The 15,822-nt window shown below is 50.2% G+C and carries 15 protein-coding genes; 4 read left to right on the top strand and 11 right to left on the bottom strand.

From position 1 onward, the window contains the following. Window positions 1-136: 136 nt before the first annotated feature. A complete protein-coding gene (locus tag D328_RS0123545; RefSeq protein WP_018887510.1) occupies window positions 137-568 on the bottom strand; it encodes a CoA-binding protein in 432 nt (143 codons plus the stop codon). A 121-nt stretch (window positions 569-689) separates the two neighbouring features. Beyond that, entirely contained in the window at window positions 690-1,982 is a 1,293-nt protein-coding gene (aroA, locus tag D328_RS0123540; protein ID WP_018887509.1) for a 3-phosphoshikimate 1-carboxyvinyltransferase, read from the bottom strand. A gap of 174 nt (window positions 1,983-2,156) precedes the next feature. On the opposite strand from aroA, the gene D328_RS0123535 reads away from it, so the two are divergent. Further along, window positions 2,157-2,462, top strand: a complete 306-nt coding sequence (locus D328_RS0123535; protein WP_018887508.1) for a rhodanese-like domain-containing protein — start codon at window positions 2,157-2,159, stop codon at window positions 2,460-2,462. Between the two features lie 91 nt (window positions 2,463-2,553). Here the strand turns inward: D328_RS0123535 and D328_RS0123530 are convergent, their stop codons facing one another. From D328_RS0123530 to D328_RS0123520, 3 genes are all read right to left on the bottom strand, one after another. After that, window positions 2,554-3,072 carry a shikimate kinase gene (locus tag D328_RS0123530; protein ID WP_018887507.1) on the bottom strand — a complete coding sequence of 173 codons (519 nt, stop codon included), beginning with the start codon at window positions 3,070-3,072 and terminating at the stop codon, window positions 2,554-2,556. A 190-nt stretch (window positions 3,073-3,262) separates the two neighbouring features. Beyond that, entirely contained in the window at window positions 3,263-4,669 is a 1,407-nt protein-coding gene (gene gndA, locus D328_RS0123525; RefSeq protein WP_018887506.1) for an NADP-dependent phosphogluconate dehydrogenase, read from the bottom strand. Window positions 4,670-4,998: 329 nt separating this feature from the next. After that, a complete protein-coding gene (locus tag D328_RS0123520) occupies window positions 4,999-5,598 on the bottom strand; it encodes a hypothetical protein (protein WP_018887505.1) in 600 nt (199 codons plus the stop codon). 375 nt (window positions 5,599-5,973) lie between these two features. On the opposite strand from D328_RS0123520, the gene D328_RS0123515 reads away from it, so the two are divergent. After that, window positions 5,974-6,624: a YktB family protein gene (locus tag D328_RS0123515; protein ID WP_018887504.1), complete on the top strand. Its 651-nt coding sequence runs from the start codon at window positions 5,974-5,976 to the stop codon at window positions 6,622-6,624. Window positions 6,625-6,814: 190 nt separating this feature from the next. Here D328_RS0123515 and D328_RS0123510 read toward each other — a convergent pair whose 3' ends face one another. Then, on the bottom strand, window positions 6,815-8,077 hold the full coding sequence (locus D328_RS0123510) for an MFS transporter (RefSeq protein WP_018887503.1): 1,263 nt from the start codon (window positions 8,075-8,077) through the stop codon (window positions 6,815-6,817). A gap of 189 nt (window positions 8,078-8,266) precedes the next feature. On the opposite strand from D328_RS0123510, the gene D328_RS0123505 reads away from it, so the two are divergent. Continuing rightward, window positions 8,267-9,742 carry an aminotransferase class I/II-fold pyridoxal phosphate-dependent enzyme gene (locus D328_RS0123505; RefSeq protein ID WP_018887502.1) on the top strand — a complete coding sequence of 492 codons (1,476 nt, stop codon included), beginning with the start codon at window positions 8,267-8,269 and terminating at the stop codon, window positions 9,740-9,742. 207 nt (window positions 9,743-9,949) lie between these two features. On the opposite strand, the gene D328_RS0123500 is transcribed toward D328_RS0123505, so the two are convergent. Both D328_RS0123500 and D328_RS0123495 read right to left on the bottom strand, forming a co-directional pair. After that, window positions 9,950-10,261 (bottom strand): DUF1292 domain-containing protein, encoded by a 312-nt coding sequence (locus tag D328_RS0123500; protein WP_018887501.1) that lies wholly within the window; start codon window positions 10,259-10,261, stop codon window positions 9,950-9,952. Between the two features lie 81 nt (window positions 10,262-10,342). Continuing rightward, the gene (locus tag D328_RS0123495) at window positions 10,343-10,900 is read right to left on the bottom strand and encodes a copper amine oxidase (protein WP_018887500.1); all 558 of its coding nucleotides are present in this window, start codon (window positions 10,898-10,900) and stop codon (window positions 10,343-10,345) included. A gap of 265 nt (window positions 10,901-11,165) precedes the next feature. Between D328_RS0123495 and D328_RS0123490 the strand changes: the two genes are divergently transcribed. After that, window positions 11,166-11,912, top strand: a complete 747-nt coding sequence (locus D328_RS0123490; RefSeq protein ID WP_018887499.1) for an MBL fold metallo-hydrolase — start codon at window positions 11,166-11,168, stop codon at window positions 11,910-11,912. Between the two features lie 188 nt (window positions 11,913-12,100). Here the strand turns inward: D328_RS0123490 and D328_RS0123485 are convergent, their stop codons facing one another. The 3 genes from D328_RS0123485 to D328_RS0123475 form a co-directional block, all read right to left on the bottom strand. Then, complete coding sequence (locus D328_RS0123485; RefSeq protein WP_018887498.1) at window positions 12,101-12,544, bottom strand: GNAT family N-acetyltransferase; 444 nt, start codon at window positions 12,542-12,544, stop codon at window positions 12,101-12,103. Between the two features lie 170 nt (window positions 12,545-12,714). Beyond that, a complete protein-coding gene (locus tag D328_RS0123480) occupies window positions 12,715-14,775 on the bottom strand; it encodes a glycosyl hydrolase 115 family protein (RefSeq protein ID WP_018887497.1) in 2,061 nt (686 codons plus the stop codon). 245 nt (window positions 14,776-15,020) lie between these two features. Then, window positions 15,021-15,665, bottom strand: a complete 645-nt coding sequence (locus D328_RS0123475) for a class D sortase (protein WP_018887496.1) — start codon at window positions 15,663-15,665, stop codon at window positions 15,021-15,023. Window positions 15,666-15,822 lie beyond the last annotated feature (157 nt).

Raw genomic sequence — 15,822 nt, 5'->3', positions numbered from 1 at the left:
TATCCTCTCCTTTCTATCCTGATGGTAAGCGGTCGGCTGTCATTTGTCAAAAATTTTCAAAGCAAAACGAACCCGATGAGACATCGGATTCGTTCTGCTAACACCCAAGGCGACTCGATCGTCCGAGTAACAGAGTCTAGGGTCGATTCGGGCGGGTGATCGCCTCCTCGACTTTGATGCAACGGTCCATTATGACCTGCATTCCATGGCCCGCTGCAATCTCGGCTGCCTCTTCACTTATGATTCCCTGTTGAAGCCATAATGTAGAAGCCTTCACCTCGACGGCTTCACGAGCGACATCCGCACAGAATTCACTACGGCGGAAGACATTCACCATATCAATGGGTTCTGGAACCTCTTTCAATGATGCATAGCAGGTCTCCCCGAGAATCGTCTGCCCTGCCGCAGTGGGGTTCACCGGGATGATGCGGTAGCCTCTGCTCTGCATGGCCGCAGCCACCATATAAGATGTGCGGTCCGTCTTGTCCGACAAGCCGACTACAGCAATATTACCTACTTGCTCAAGAATCTGGCGAATGGTATCACGATCAGGATTTGCATATGTCATCCTTCATCACCTCCATAGCTTGGCGCTGGGACTCTAGCTATCGCTTGACGCCCTGTGCCTGTTACATCCTCTCTATTATCTCACAAGGAAAGGCTTGTCACTATGAATTATTGTGCCCGAATTATTGTACCCACTCAACATCAGCTCCAAGCGCACGCAAATGATCAAAATATTGCGGGTAGGATTTGGCCACATGATGTGCATCCTTAATTCGTAGCGGTTGTGCCGCTCTCAGACCGACCACAGTCAAAGCCATAATGACACGATGATCGAAATGCGCATTAATCTCCACCCCACCTGAAACACCTTCCGGGGTACCGTGGACAATAATTTCGGCCTGACGCTCTTCTACATGTGCCCCTGCTTTCTTCAGCTCGTTCAGATAGTCCGTAATCCGGTCACATTCCTTGTAGCGCAAATTCTCTACATTGTAGAAGCGGGAGGTGCCTTCAGCAAAGACAGCCGCCGCAACCATTGCCAGCACAGCATCCGTCGCCGCATCTCCATCGAACTCTACCGCCTTCAGCCTACCATTCCCCTGAATACGCACCACGTCGTTCTCATGTGTCAAAGGAACCTCCATCATCCGCAGTACATCAACAATAGCACGCTCACCTTGCTTGCTGTGCTCCATGAGCCGCTCTACAGTTACGTCAGAATGAGTAACCGCTGCTGCTGCCAAAATGGCTGCGCTGCCCGGATAATCCCCTTGCACAGTGTATTCACGAGCCTTATAGGACTGACGGCCAGGGACGTCGAAGGACATGTAGTCCTCACTGGCATGGACTGTGATTCCTGCCTGCTCCAGCACCTCCAGCGTCTGGCCAATGACCACTTTGGATTTGAGATCATGCAGCACTTCAATGTGACTGTCCTCCTCCAATAGCGGCGTCAAGAACAGGAGTGCACTTAAGTACTGCGAGCTGACGGAACCCGATACACGGATATGACCGCCCTTAGGCTGACCTCCCCGAATACGAATAGGCAAGCGTCCTGCCTGATGCTCCACCTCTACCCCCATCTGCTCCAAGGCCTCAATCAGGTCCAGATGAGGACGTTTGCCGAGCGATTCAGGGTATGTGTTCACGAAGGTCACATCCGGCAGCAGCGCTGCTGTCCCCATCAGAAAGCGTAATACAGCCCCTGCGTTGCCCACATTCAGTTCCGTCGCAGGATGGGGATTACGTCCAAAGCCTGTAATGACGATCTTCTCGTCATCCTCTTCCAGCAGAGCTCCCAGGTCCGCAATACAGCGGCGCATAGCGTCACTATCCTCACTGTGTGCAGGGAAATGAATCGTGCTCGTGCCTTCTGCAAGAGCAGCTGCGAGTAAATAACGAGTCGTATAGTTCTTGGAGGACAGCGCTCCGAATTGACCCTTCAAGGAGGGAGTAGGTTTTACGATAACATCCATATACAATGCGCCCCTTATTTATAGTTTGGTAAGCCGTGGAATGAAGTGCTCCGTTGACAGCACAGACATGGCTTGGATATCATAAATGCCATGAGATATATCACAGCCATTTGCGAAAAATAGCAGTGAAATTATCTCAAATGACATGAAATCAAACGAAATGAGGTCCGAACGATGACACAGATTGCCGAAATCGAGCCCTCTGTATTACGCAAGCGTCTCCAGGCCGGCGAGCGTCTGCAAATGATTGACGTCCGCGAGGATGAGGAAGTAGCAGCAGGCATGATTGAAGGAGCGAAGCATATCCCCCTCGGGCAAATTCCGGATCGTATCACGGAGATTGAGAACACGGGTGAAATTATCTTCATCTGTCGCAGTGGCTACCGTAGCGAGCGTGCCTGTGAGTACCTGCAGCAGCATGGTTATAATGGCTGTACCAATATGGTAGGCGGCATGCTGCAATGGAATCAAGAGCAATAGGTTAGATACAGCCTTCTATAGTCTCACAAAAAGAAGAGCGGTTAAGCCGCCCTTCTTTTTCATGGGACGCTCCACTTACTCCCCTAAAAGCTTAGACGCGGTACTGTGTTAAAATGTCAGAAGCTACTTCAGCAGCGCTACGACCTTCTGTGTCGATCGTGACATGAGCGAATCGATAAGCATCTTTGCGCTCCTCCATCATCCGTCTAACCTTCTCCTCAACATTACCAGCTAGTAAAGGTCGCTCTGTGTTTCCTTGAATCCGTGCGACAATCGACTCCAACGATGCGGTCAAGGCCACTACCAACCCTCCTGCAAGCATAGCCTCACAGTTGTCTGGACGGAGTACGGCTCCCGCCCCTGTAGCGATAATCTGATGCTGGTTCTTCACGACCCGGCACAAGCAATCGCATTCGGCCTGTCTGAAGTAAGCCTCACCCTCATCGGCGAAGATGTCCACGATCGGTCGCTGCTCAGTACGCACGATCTCAGCATCAATGTCGACCAGCCTGTAATTCAGCCTCTGAGCCAGCAATTCAGATACCGTGGATTTCCCGGTGCCGGACAGCCCGACTAGAATAATATTCGAAAATTGCTCTTTATGACTCACTGTGACACCTCTTTTGGCTCTAAACTTTTCATATCATACCACAGGCCCGAAAGATTAGACAATCCACCGACAGGATACCATGAAAAACCCTGCCGCCAAAAAAGCAGCAGGGCCTAGTTTTAGTAAGTCTGAAGTCGGGAGCTATTCGCCCCTGGCACACTACAGCTATCATAGCTGTAAAGCAGCCGTATTAGAACCATTGATGGTGGAATACGCCTTCCTTGTCCACACGCTTGAAAGTATGGGCTCCGAAATAATCACGTTGAGCCTGAAGCAGGTTCGCAGGCAGACGCTCTGTACGGTAGCTGTCATAGTAAGCAAGTGCGCTGGAGAAGCCAGGTACAGGAACACCATTAGCAACGGCAACAGAAATCACTTGACGCCAAGCGTCCTGATAGGATTCTACAACATTTTTGAAGAACGGATCCAGCAACAGGTTTCTGAGTGCAGGGTCCTGATCGTAGGCATCCATGATGTTTTGCAGGAAGCGGGAACGGATAATGCAGCCGCCACGGAAAATCATTGCGATTTTGCCGTATTTAAGATCCCAGCCGTATTCATCGGAAGCTGCACGCATTTGAGCAAAGCCTTGAGCGTAGGATACAATCTTGCTGGCGAACAGCGCCTTGCGCACATTCTCGATGAACTCCTTCTTATCTCCGGTGAACGCTGGTGCGGTAGGTCCGCTCAGTACCTTGCTTGCCGCCACGCGCTCTTCCTTCATAGCCGACAGGAAGCGAGAGAACACGGACTCTGTAATCATGGACAGCGGAACGCCGAGATCCAGCGCGTTTTGGCTTGTCCATTTACCAGTACCCTTCTGTCCAGCAGCATCCAGAATGACATCTACCATAGGCTTGCCTGTCTCTGGATCATACTTGGAGAAGATGTCAGCGGTAATCTCAATCAGATAGCTGTCCAACTCGCCCTTATTCCATTCGGAGAAGATTTCATGCAGCTCTTCTGCACCTACGTTAAGTACAGATTTCATCAAATGATAAGCTTCGCCGATCAATTGCATATCACCGTACTCGATTCCGTTATGAACCATCTTCACATAATGGCCTGCGCCATCCGTACCGATATATGTACAGCAAGGATCACCGTTTACTTTGGCCGAGATCGCTGTCAGGATCGGCTCTACCAGCTTGTAGGCACTTTCCAGACCGCCTGGCATGATGGAAGGTCCGTTCAGTGCCCCCTCTTCACCACCGGATACGCCGGTACCGATGAAGCGAATGCCTTTGGCCTCCAGCTCTGCGCTGCGGCGTTGAGTGTCAGGGAAGTAGGCGTTACCGCCATCTATAATAATATCTCCTTCGTCCAGATGTGGCAGAAGTTGTTCAATCGTAGCATCTGTTGCCTTGCCAGCCTGAACCATGATCAGAATCTTGCGCGGGGATTCCAGGGAATTCACGAATTCTTCAATAGTGAACGTGCCTGTCAGGTTCTTGCCCTCCGCTTCCTTGAGCAGATCATGTGTCTTCTCGGAGGAACGATTATATACCGAGACCGTGAAGCCTTTGCTTTCAATGTTAAGAGCCAGGTTTTTGCCCATTACGGCCAGACCAATAACACCAATTTGCTGTTTTGCCATCTGGTTTCTCATCCTTTGCACATATATTTTTTTATTCAAGCATTTGCATATGCGCATGCTATTACATTACATTTTAACGTTTTTGCGTGTAGAAGTGAACCCCTGCCTGTTACAGGACTGCTTGTACAACTTACAATGCCTCTTCGAGACCGGACTCAGTCGTATTTTGTATTTCAAAGACTACTTATACTCGCTTACGCTAACCAGCGCCTAAGTAAAGCTTACTCGTACTGATCCCTCGCCAAGCAAAAGAATAGCTGTCGGTCATCCCGACAGCTCTCCAGTTGAGTTCATGTGCTTGTGCCTTTACCTGCTAAAGCGTTCCTTGCTCATCCTTCCAGCATCATAAGCTGTCTGGCTAACGGAACCAGCTCTGTGCGGCATCGTTCTGCCTTGAGATCATCGCCTTCCCGAAGCGCAACCGACAATCGTTCCAGATGATCGTCAATTTCCATCGTCAGTAGCTGCAGCCGCTCTTCCCCCTCGCACGAGTTGAACATTTCCTCCATTTCCTCGGCAGACAGAACGGGTCCCTTCTGGAACAGAATGCGCTGCTTGAAGCCTGTGACCTCAACGAGACGAATCACTTCTCCGAACAGAATGTTCTCCACCAGAATATGATGATCCTTGAACCGTTTGACGACAGCATGTCCGCGTGTCACCTCGATCAGCTTTTCCAGCCATTCTGCCAATTTTGTATCCCGAATCATGTAATCCCCCGCCAGCTTATAATCGCCTGTCCGAAGCTGTTGGAAACGGAGCTTGACGAGCTTGCGTCCTGTTCTGACCGAGAGCACGAGATAGGATTCGTCCTCGCTCCAGTACAGAGAGTACCCCTCCTGAATAAGGTCCTTGATTAAATTGTGGATGTGCCGGCGGCTAAACCGGAGCTCCAAATTGCAGTATTCCACTTCGCAGCCCTTATTCACGGCAATCCCTCCTTCTTAAGGTTCGGATCAGCCTCGGCTGCGCAATGGCTGCTCAGTCTGATCGTATCCTTGCTCTATTTTATACTTCATCATATGTAAGGGTACTTGGTTATTTGACTAAATTTCAGCAGCTTGCTGCTCATATGGCTATATATTCTATGACTAAGCTGCCTCTTGTTCTGAATTCCAATGATTCATGAAGATAGATCCAGCGCTGAGCCTTGAACTTCATCATATCTTCAGGCACGGAGCGTCAATAAAAACTATCGCATATGCTATACTTATCGTTATGAGCTGCTACCAAAACACTGAACAGACACTGAATGATCATCACGCGAATTGCTTGATGTGACAGGAATATACAGGAGGTACAGGATGACATTTCGTGGATTTGAAGAGAAGGATTTTGATGTATTTGAAATTCCCGGGCTTGAAGCCAGAATGGAGGTACTCATCGAACAGGTCAGACCTAAGCTTGAGCTACTTGGTCAGGAATTGACTGCCTACATGACCGAGCTGACTGGCGAGCAGATGTATCCGCACGTCGCCAAGCACGCACGTCGTACGGTGAATCCGCCGAAGGATACCTGGGTTGCCTGGGCTGCTAATAAGCGCGGCTACAAGGCCTATCCGCATTTTGAAGTAGGTATGTTCTCTACTCATGTCTTCATTGTCTTTGCCATTATCTATGAAAGTCCCAACAAAGTAGTGTTCGGCGAGCAGTTGAAGTCTCACATCGATGACATTCCTGATATCGTTCCGGGGGATTATTACTGGTCCATGAACCACATGTCTCCTGAAGGAACTCCTCAATCAGACACAGGACTAGAGACGCTGCTCGAAATCGCCGACAAGCTGAGCCGAGTCAAAAAATCCGAGGTCGTCTGCGGCATTCGTCTAGAGCGGGATGATGCACGCCTGCGTGACGGACAAGGACTATTGTCTCTCATTCAGTCCACCTTCAAGCAGCTACTGCCCCTCTACAAGATGGCATTCACTTCGGCAGATGACCTCGCCATTAGCTGATAAATACAAGAGCTCCTATAGCTACAGCTATGCAGTATCAAAGGCACATCGACATGATCAGCACCTCGGCATGAAATGAAGCTTCCGATTGTGGGCTCCAACGAATACAGCCCCTGAAATCGCACTCTAGCGACTCAGGGGCTGTTCGTAATGAGACTACCATGAAGTAGTCGTGATGTGGGGACACGGTCTAGGATGGATCACTGCGCCCTGGCTTGCGAAGAGGATTTCGGGCTAATGCGAAATGACAGCAGAACAAGAGCAGCATCCCTGCACCTGCGAGCAGAAACGGTGAGGCATGGCCTGCCCGATCCCACATCAGACCAGAAATGATGGGACCTACGACCAGACCAGAACCCTGTAACGTCAAAAAGAAGCCCCAGATCGTGCCACGCTCGCTCTTGGGAATCAAGCTGGCAATGAAAGCATTCCAAGCTGGCAGGATGAGTGCGTAGCTGAACCCGATAACGCCGACCGCTATAAAAATATGCGGAAGAGCTCTAACCTGAAAGAACACCAGCAGGGTAAGACCTGCCAGCATGAATCCAACATGCAAAAATACCCTCGGGCCAAAACGATCCACTAGCCGCCCACACGGAATAAGCGTGATGGCCGTTACCGCCCCACCAGCTACGAGCAGCACGCTATACATGTTGGGAGATAGACCGAGATCCGTACGCGCGTACAGCGTCAGCACAGGGCTCAGCACACCGATGACAAAGGATTGCAGAAACAGCGCCGGATAGATCAACCGATTCACGTGGAGATGATGCCGCACGAAATCCAGCGTTTCTCTAATACTGTCCATGAGCTGATCCACTCGCCCACCGCCGTCCGAATCTGATACTGTCAATACAGGCTTCCTGCCAGGCAGCAGCATGGAGACCAGCAAGGCTAGAATGACGCTTCCAGTCAATACCATGAACACGACTCCGTATTCGTGGCCCGAATGAGAGGAAATATAGTTCATAATGATGGGGCCAAGGCCTGTGCCGCTCAGGAGAGCGATCTCAAGCGTACCCATCGCACGCCCGTTGCTATTGGTCGGCCCAGATATTTCAGTCGTACCTGTCATGGCACAGGGCCACAGCGGAGAGGTTCCCATGCCCAGCAACAAGCAGGCCAGCACCAGCATGAGTGGTGAGGTGAAGAAGGCTAGCATCAGGACCGACAGCAAGGTCACAATAAAGGCCGCGATCATCGTGCCTCTGTAGCCGATACGCTCTGCAATCCAGCCTGCAGGCGCCCGGAACAGATTGTCACCCAAGTACTGAAGCGAGAAGGCGATGCCAATGACACCTGCAGATAGCCCCAAGGAGTCTCCCATATATATAGGTAGGATCGATACCAGCAAGGACCCTTTCAGAAATTCGACCAGAAATACCAGTATCCACAAAGACACAAAAAATGGAGACCAGAGCCTTCTGGCATTTGCCGTATGCACAGCACTCATCCACTTCACATCCTAAGCAGTTTAATTTCACAATTGTTTGCTTGCATTCCGTTCTCATTTTGCTATACTCAATTTTGTTTAATAATTAGGTATTGTATCAGGAAGCACCTTATCATTTCAAAACTATAACTCACACGCGAAGCCGGCGGAGTGTCGGCAGCGTCAACAAGAAAGGTTGTGACAGCACTAATGGATCATCGCCAGACCCCGCTTTTCTCGGCTCTAAAACAACATGCGGAGCGTAATCCGGTACAATTTCACATTCCAGGTCATAAGAAGGGACTAGGCACAGACCCGGAATTTCGAGAGTTTATTGGAGATAATGCTCTTTCCATAGATTTAATTAACATTGCCCCGCTTGATGACCTCCATCAGCCAACCGGGGTTATTGAGCAGGCCCAAAAGCTTGCAGCCGATGCGTTCGGAGCCGACCATACTTTCTTTAGCGTCCAAGGGACAAGCGGAGCGATCATGACGATGATTCTGTCCGTGTGCTCACCGGGTGACAAGATTATTGTTCCGCGTAATGTACACAAATCAGTAATGTCTGCGGTTATTTTCTCGGGTGCTAAGCCAATCTTTGTGTCTCCTGCACAAGACGAGAATCTCGGTATCGACCACGGCATTACAACAAGCTCGGTCCGCCGCGCTCTGGAGCGTCATCCAGATGCCAAAGGCGTATTGGTCATCAACCCAACCTACTTTGGCGTATGTGCCAACCTGAAGGAGATCGTCGATCTGGCCCACAGCTATGACGTTCCCGTGCTGGTGGACGAGGCACACGGAGTGCTTATTCATTTCCATCCCGAGCTTCCGATGTCGGCCATGCAGGCCGGTGCGGATATGGCAGCTACAAGCGTGCACAAGCTAGGCGGCTCCATGACACAGAGCTCTGTACTGAATCTGAATACCAAGAACGGCTATATCAATCCTTACCGGGTACAGACGATTATCAGTATGCTGACAACGACATCCACTTCATACATCCTGCTGGCATCTCTGGACACCTCGCGTCGTAATCTCGCATTGAACGGCTTTGAGATGGCGCAGCAGACCATTGAGCTTGCAGAGCAGGCTAGACGGGCTATCAACGAAATTCCTGGCCTCTACTGCTTCGGCAACGATATTCTAGGCTCGGAGGCAGCGTATGATCATGACCCGACCAAGGTCACCATCCACGTACGTCATCTTGGCGTAACTGGCTATGAGACGGAGAACTGGCTGCGTGAGCACTACAATATCGAGGTTGAGCTCAGCGATATGTATAACATTCTGTGCCTGGTTACACCTGGTGATACACAGGATTCTATAAATATATTGCTGGAGGCACTGCAGGCGCTGTCTGATAAATTCTATCCAGATGGCCAAGTCAATGAAATGATTGTGAAGATTCCGGAAATCCCACAACTATCCCTCATTCCGCGTGATGCTTTTTATGCAGATACTGAGGTGATTCCATTCAAGGAATCGGCTGGCCGAATCATTGCTGAATTCATTTATGTGTACCCTCCTGGTATTCCAATTCTGCTTCCAGGTGAAGTCATTACTCAGGAGAATATCGACTATATCGTCGACCATGTTGAGGTTGGCCTCCCTGTGAAGGGTCCCGAGGACCGCTACATCAATCAGGTCAAGGTCATTGTCGAGGCTGATCCGATTTTCTAACTGTAAGATGATCATTCTGCAAGCAAGACATAGCACCAAAGATTAGAGCAGCCGAGAGCTGCTCTTTTTCTCGTAAAGGGTTAGGGCCGCAGTTAATTGGTTCCATTCGAACTGTTGAATGTGCCTGCAATTGAATATTTACACTTAAATAAAAAGCCCCCGCTAAGCGGGGACCCTAATATCCGGCCTCTGTAGCCGGTCATGGGATTATTCGTACTGAGCAACGAGCTCGTTGTACGCTTCTTCCACACGTTTCCATTCTTCTTCATCTTCAATATTATAAAGCATCATCTCTTCGTTCTCTTCCTGTAAACGAAGAATAATGCCGTCTGCTTCCGGATTGCCGCGTTCGAGTAGCAGTGCATAGACCTTGTCTTCAACATCAAAAGTCTCTACCAATACCATCTCAACATCGTTACCATCTTCATCCGTCAGAGTGAGCACCATTTCTTCATGCTCGTGATCATGATCATGGTCGTGTCCACAGGATTCGCCGTGTTCATGCTTGTGGTCAGTCATGGATATACCTACCTTCGGTTAATATTGTCCTTCATGTGTATGGTAACATGTCAGCCAAGTAAGGTCAATTTTTGCCAAGCATCAAGATTCAAGCGCTGTAATCACCTTTTCAGAGATCAGCACGAACGGTCCATCCTTGGACTCCTGAATATAGAACCCTACCCGATACTTCCCTGCTTTCTTGAAATCATAGGTGAAATCAGCCGTCCTGAACCAGAAGTTATCCTTCTGCTGGTCCTTGATCTCCTGGCTCTGTATGTCCTTCACATTCCCGTCCGGATCAGCAATCGCGATCTTCACAGCATATGCATTGGTCTGCAGACTGTCTACCTGCGAGAACACATTGAACTTCAGCTTACCTTTATTGACATTGCCAAAAGGGGTGTCCCCTTTGAACAAAAAGATATGCACATTCGGCTGTTCAAATATCACTTTGCCGGTAGCCGGATCAAAGCTGACGATACCATTAAAGTCACGAAGCGGTACGTAGGTCTTGCCCTCAATGACGACCCCACCGTCCTTCGCCTCTTCCCCGTTGATTATTAAACGCACCTGATCCTTGCTAGGCTCAGCCGCGAGCGTAGTTCCACCGAAGAGTGAAAACAACATCGCCATGCACAGTACTTTTCTCCATTTCATCCCGTTATGTCCCTCCACTCAACATCTGTTGTTGTACATTTATACTGCAAAACAGGCCACAAGTTGCGCTAGCTGTCCACAAAAATGACACTTTTGACATCTTCACTTGGGAACAGCAGAACAGTCATGCTACACTGTCAATATAGACCGCTGACTAGCTGGTCCAAGGATCAGTTTGCAGCTTGTACTCCAAGGTTATTTTAATGGAGATTGATGGTGCAGAACCATATAATGAACCTATCCATTTGAGGGAGGATATCGACGAATGAAACTGCAAATGCTGGGAACAGGCGGAGCCTTCGCCAAGACCTACTTCAACAACAATGCACTGCTGGACAGTGGAAACGGCAAGCTGTTAATAGATTTTGGAATTACAGCTCCCCAGGCCTTGCATCAGCTCCAGATACCACTAACCGAGCCGGACGCAGTCCTCATTACACATATTCACGGCGATCATGTAGGCGGGCTTGAGGAGCTTGGCTTCCGCATGAATATTGTACATGGACGCAAGCCGATTCTGTACATAGCAGAGAGCCTTGTCCAGCCACTCTGGGATCATACGCTGCGGGGCGGCATGCATCAGGACGGGTATATCGAGCGCATTACGGATGTATTCGATGTGAGGCCACTCACCCCCGGATCTCCGGCCGAGCTTGTTCCTGGTATTAGCGTCGAGCTAATATCTACTCGCCATATTCCAGGCAAGGATAGCTATTCCTTGCTCATCAATGAAGAGATCTTCTACAGTGCAGATATGACATTCCATCCCGAGCTGTTAGAGAGACTCGTTCGCCAGCAGGGATATCGTCTGATCCTGCATGAGGTGCAGCTCATCGGCCACGGTGCGGTGCATACGACGTTGGATGAACTCCGCTCTCTTCCTGAGGATATTCAGGAGAAAATCTATCTGATGCACTATGATGATAGCATGGAGCAGTTCCGTAACCAGGCGGGTGTCATGAGGTTCCTTGAGCAACACCGGATGTATGATACAGATGACATGATACGCTAGACCGTCTTTACAGACTGGTCGTACGTGAGCACCAAAAGCCGCAGCTCCCATTCAGGAGACTGCGGCTATTTTTTTGTATCGCTAAATGTACTGACACAGCACACGTAGTACTCAATCAATCATCTTGAATTTTTGCGGCTAGCTCGCTCTATCACTTAAATCCGTGCTCAAACTGATTTCGTCGTGCTCTAAAGCTCCTTTCGCATCCGTACATGCGGAATACCCGCATCATCGAAGGGCTCATCCGATATCGTAACATAGCCCAGCTTCTCATAGAAGCCGAGAGCCTGACATTGAGCATCCAGCAAGGCAAATTGAAGCCCCAGCTCTCTGGCTCGCTGCTCCAGCGCCAACAGGATCACGCGCCCATAACCCTTGCTCCGGTGCTCCTGCAATACAGCTACCCGCTGCAATTTCGCTGTAGCGTCATCATAGTAGATAAGACGGGCTGTTGCAACAGCTGTACCACCCTCTAACACGAGTAAATGGTGGACCTGATCCCCTAACTGGTCGTACCCATCAATCTCTTCCTCCAGTGGAACGTGCTGCTCCTCCACGAAGACCTCCTTGCGGATCTTCAATGCCTCTTCCAGTTGCTCTTGTGTAGTAATGCTTACAATCTCTGCTGCCACTTCTGATCCTCCCAGCCATAATCAGTAAATTCAATAAGTTATTTGTACTATGATCAATTACTTTTACTTTGATCAGCTACTTTGACTCCTAAAGAAACTGTATATCCGGCATTATAAATGGCTGGGGCCGAAGATGCAAAACATCCATCATAGAAGGACAACAAAGTAGCCTATAGAACCTCCTCAAGTCTTCGTGCAAGCTCATCATCTGGAAGTGGATTTCGATGCGTATTTTCGAGATAAATATATTTCTCGGTCTCCGGCATCAAAAAATCCTTGTACCAGCGAAACATATCCGGGCTATCCCCCTGAATCCGCACAAAGCGGCGGGCCGTATCCGCATGGCCAATTGTATTGTCGATATTCGTCAACCAATCAGCACGATAGAAATGCTCCCAGCGTCCCTGTGCAGCATGCTCCAGTGCCTGCTTGCCCTCGCTGTAGCTCCACACTGCATGAGAAGCTTGTATGAAGGAGCGCGGGTTATCTCCCGCCTCAAAGTATTCGTAGGCCTGGCACAGGTATGCCAGCCCTTGACAGCCGCTCCGATGCAGCTGCAGCTGAACCAGAAGCTGTGTTTCCAGCCTCCATCGCTCATCTGGGGGTAGCTGCTCCAGAATCTCAGCACATTGCCGTTCCAGCCGCTCCCAGCGTGGAATGGCCTCATCTGCCTTGCTGCGGAACCAACGCACCTGCTCCAGCAAGGAGGGAGCTTCGACTGCCCAATTCAGGCTGTCCTTGCCCTGCTGTTGTCCGCGAAGCCAGTGCCCTATGATCTCCCTCGCCGCATGATGATAGAATTCATCTCCTGCCCGATCATCCGCATGCGGTCCATACTTGATCGTGCTGGAAGCATACTGCTCATATAACGCTGCGATCTCATGCTGACACACCGTATAATTGCGAGCAATAAAGGCCTCCAGATGCTCTCGCTCACTTGCCTTCCCACGCTGCCACAGCTCAGCGACCAGGTCCAGCGTATATAAATGAGGTAAAATATTACCCGAATTCACCAGCAGATAATCGCTGGCTCCTACTGCAAAGGCTTGTCCCAGCTCATCTGCAATAAGTGATGATGGTGCAGGGAACATGGTCAGATGATTGGAGGCCTGCAGATCATGAAAGGTCACATGATAGTAGACACCATGATGCCCCTTATCATCGGGCGCAGGCAAGGCGGGTACACGATGATTGGTAGAGCCGTGTCGTCTGGACACCATTTTGCCATACCCATTGTCCGCCCATATTTTGATCACGCGATGAGGAACCTCAATATGCCCTTGCTTATACAGCTCCGCAATCTCTCCATACATCGCCATACAGCAGACCGGATGCTCTACATATTCATGCAGCATGTCATACTGCTTGCGAACAACACTGGAGATCAAGGCCCCTCGTGCGGCAGGTGTGTCGAAGCTGGGATCATCCTCCCAGAACGGCTTGTCCCCCTGTCCCCGGAATGACAGCACCCAGAGGATCTTGTCATGCCTTTGCCGCTCGATCGCTTCCCGCCAGAGCTGCTCGAACAGCTCCGGATGCTCCCTATAACTCGGTGCCTTGCCAGGGAACGCACGCAGGAACATTTCTGCCCCAAGTGGTTCGGCGTGATGATGCGTCACCCACAAGCCCATATCGACCGCCAATTGATGATGAATACCCGTTCGTGGTAAATCGGTACCTGGAATGACCATGTTTCCTCCACAGCGCAGTAATGCCTCGAAGACTGGCAGCCATACCTCCTCGCCCGGCGGGTATTCTTCCTTCCAGCCGATCAGGCAGACCTCGTCGTTCACGAACCAGCCGCGATACCGTACACGAGGCTGCCCGGATTCATAATCCTCCGCAGCCACTTCAATCAGCTCCCTAGAGAGCGGCTCCAGCTCGGACCAGAACCAGAAAGGATCTACACCAAGCACTTTGTGGCTATAGCGAAGTAGCCCGTAGATTAGTCCCAACTCGTCTCTTCCTACGATCTCCAGTACCGTTCCATGCGCCTCTTCTCGATAGTGAAAGCTGTACGACTCCGGCCACGAAGGGCAATCGTCCTCACCCTCTGCATAGCGGACAATAACGACTGGCGCTCCTGCCGCTTGAGTCAAAGGTGGTGCTCCAAATACCGCTTGATGATCCCTCTGAATCATCCGCCAGACATGCTCAATGGGCTTGGTGTGCTCTACCTGTATATCATATACACTCGCTGCTGAAATTCGCAGATTTGAAACCCCTTTCAAATCTAGTCATCTCCTCTCCTCTTAGGGACCATAGACATCTTGTATGTCATTCTGGAATGCCTGACTCAGAAGCCATATTATGTAGTAATCTATCTACTCTGGAAGCGCTCTACACAAAAATGATATCACAATGTACTACGCAGCAGCAAAGGTTAACATGCTTAAATGCAAACAAGCCTGCAGCTCATACCACAAGCTGATGTCGCAGCATGGCATGGTGCAGGCGAAGCTATTTACATTCATAATTACGTCTTGTGAATACTTGCCTGGACGATCACTCGTTGCTTACCGTTTGGAGTGCATGTGATCAGTGTCAACATGGCCTCATTCTCCCGATCCGCCAGAACAGATAGATCACTTGGCTCGACGATCGTAACCCGATCAACGATGTACTCGAACTTCTCTGTAGCTGTAGAGGCCAGGATGGAATCACCCACACGGACCTCATCCAGCCGATTGAATAGCCTTCCCTCCGCTCTGGCGCGATGAGCCGCAATCGCTGCATTACCACCAGTACCGACCGGTGCCGTCTCGCTCATGTGAGCGGCGGCGTAACGCATATTCGACTGGGTCGCTCCTTCCAGCACGGGCAGCTTCAGTTCGATCACCGGGATCTCCAGAACAGCTACCGGGATATCTCCATTAACAGCATTGAATGCCTCAGAATCCACAAGTGGAGCCTCAGCTACTGCATCTCCCTCCAGCATGGCGGAGACGTTCGCAAATTCATTTACGAGGGATGGCTTGAGCTTGTGCTGCCCAGCCTCCCATTGCTCTGCCTTCAGCATCAGTTCATTCTGCTTGTGATCGTTGAACCAGCGCATCAGGGAAGGACTTAGCATGATGAGCACTCCTAGTACAATCAAGCCATATGGCAGCAACCGCCGCATTGATCTCCATCCTTTCATGAGTACATCACAATTACAGGTGGTATCGTATATAGATTGGACTTAGGATCAGGTTCAATCTACATAGGCTAGATACCTCTATTATACTGTCTGTTGTCTAATTGCTCAAAAAAGCACCTCCTGCGGGTGTAGCTCCCCA

Source organism: Paenibacillus massiliensis 2301065 = DSM 16942, from assembly GCF_000377505.1.
GTDB lineage: Bacteria > Bacillota > Bacilli > Paenibacillales > Paenibacillaceae > Paenibacillus > Paenibacillus massiliensis.
The sequence above is the reverse complement of the archived record's forward strand: the minus strand, read 5'-3'. Positions and strand labels throughout refer to the sequence as shown.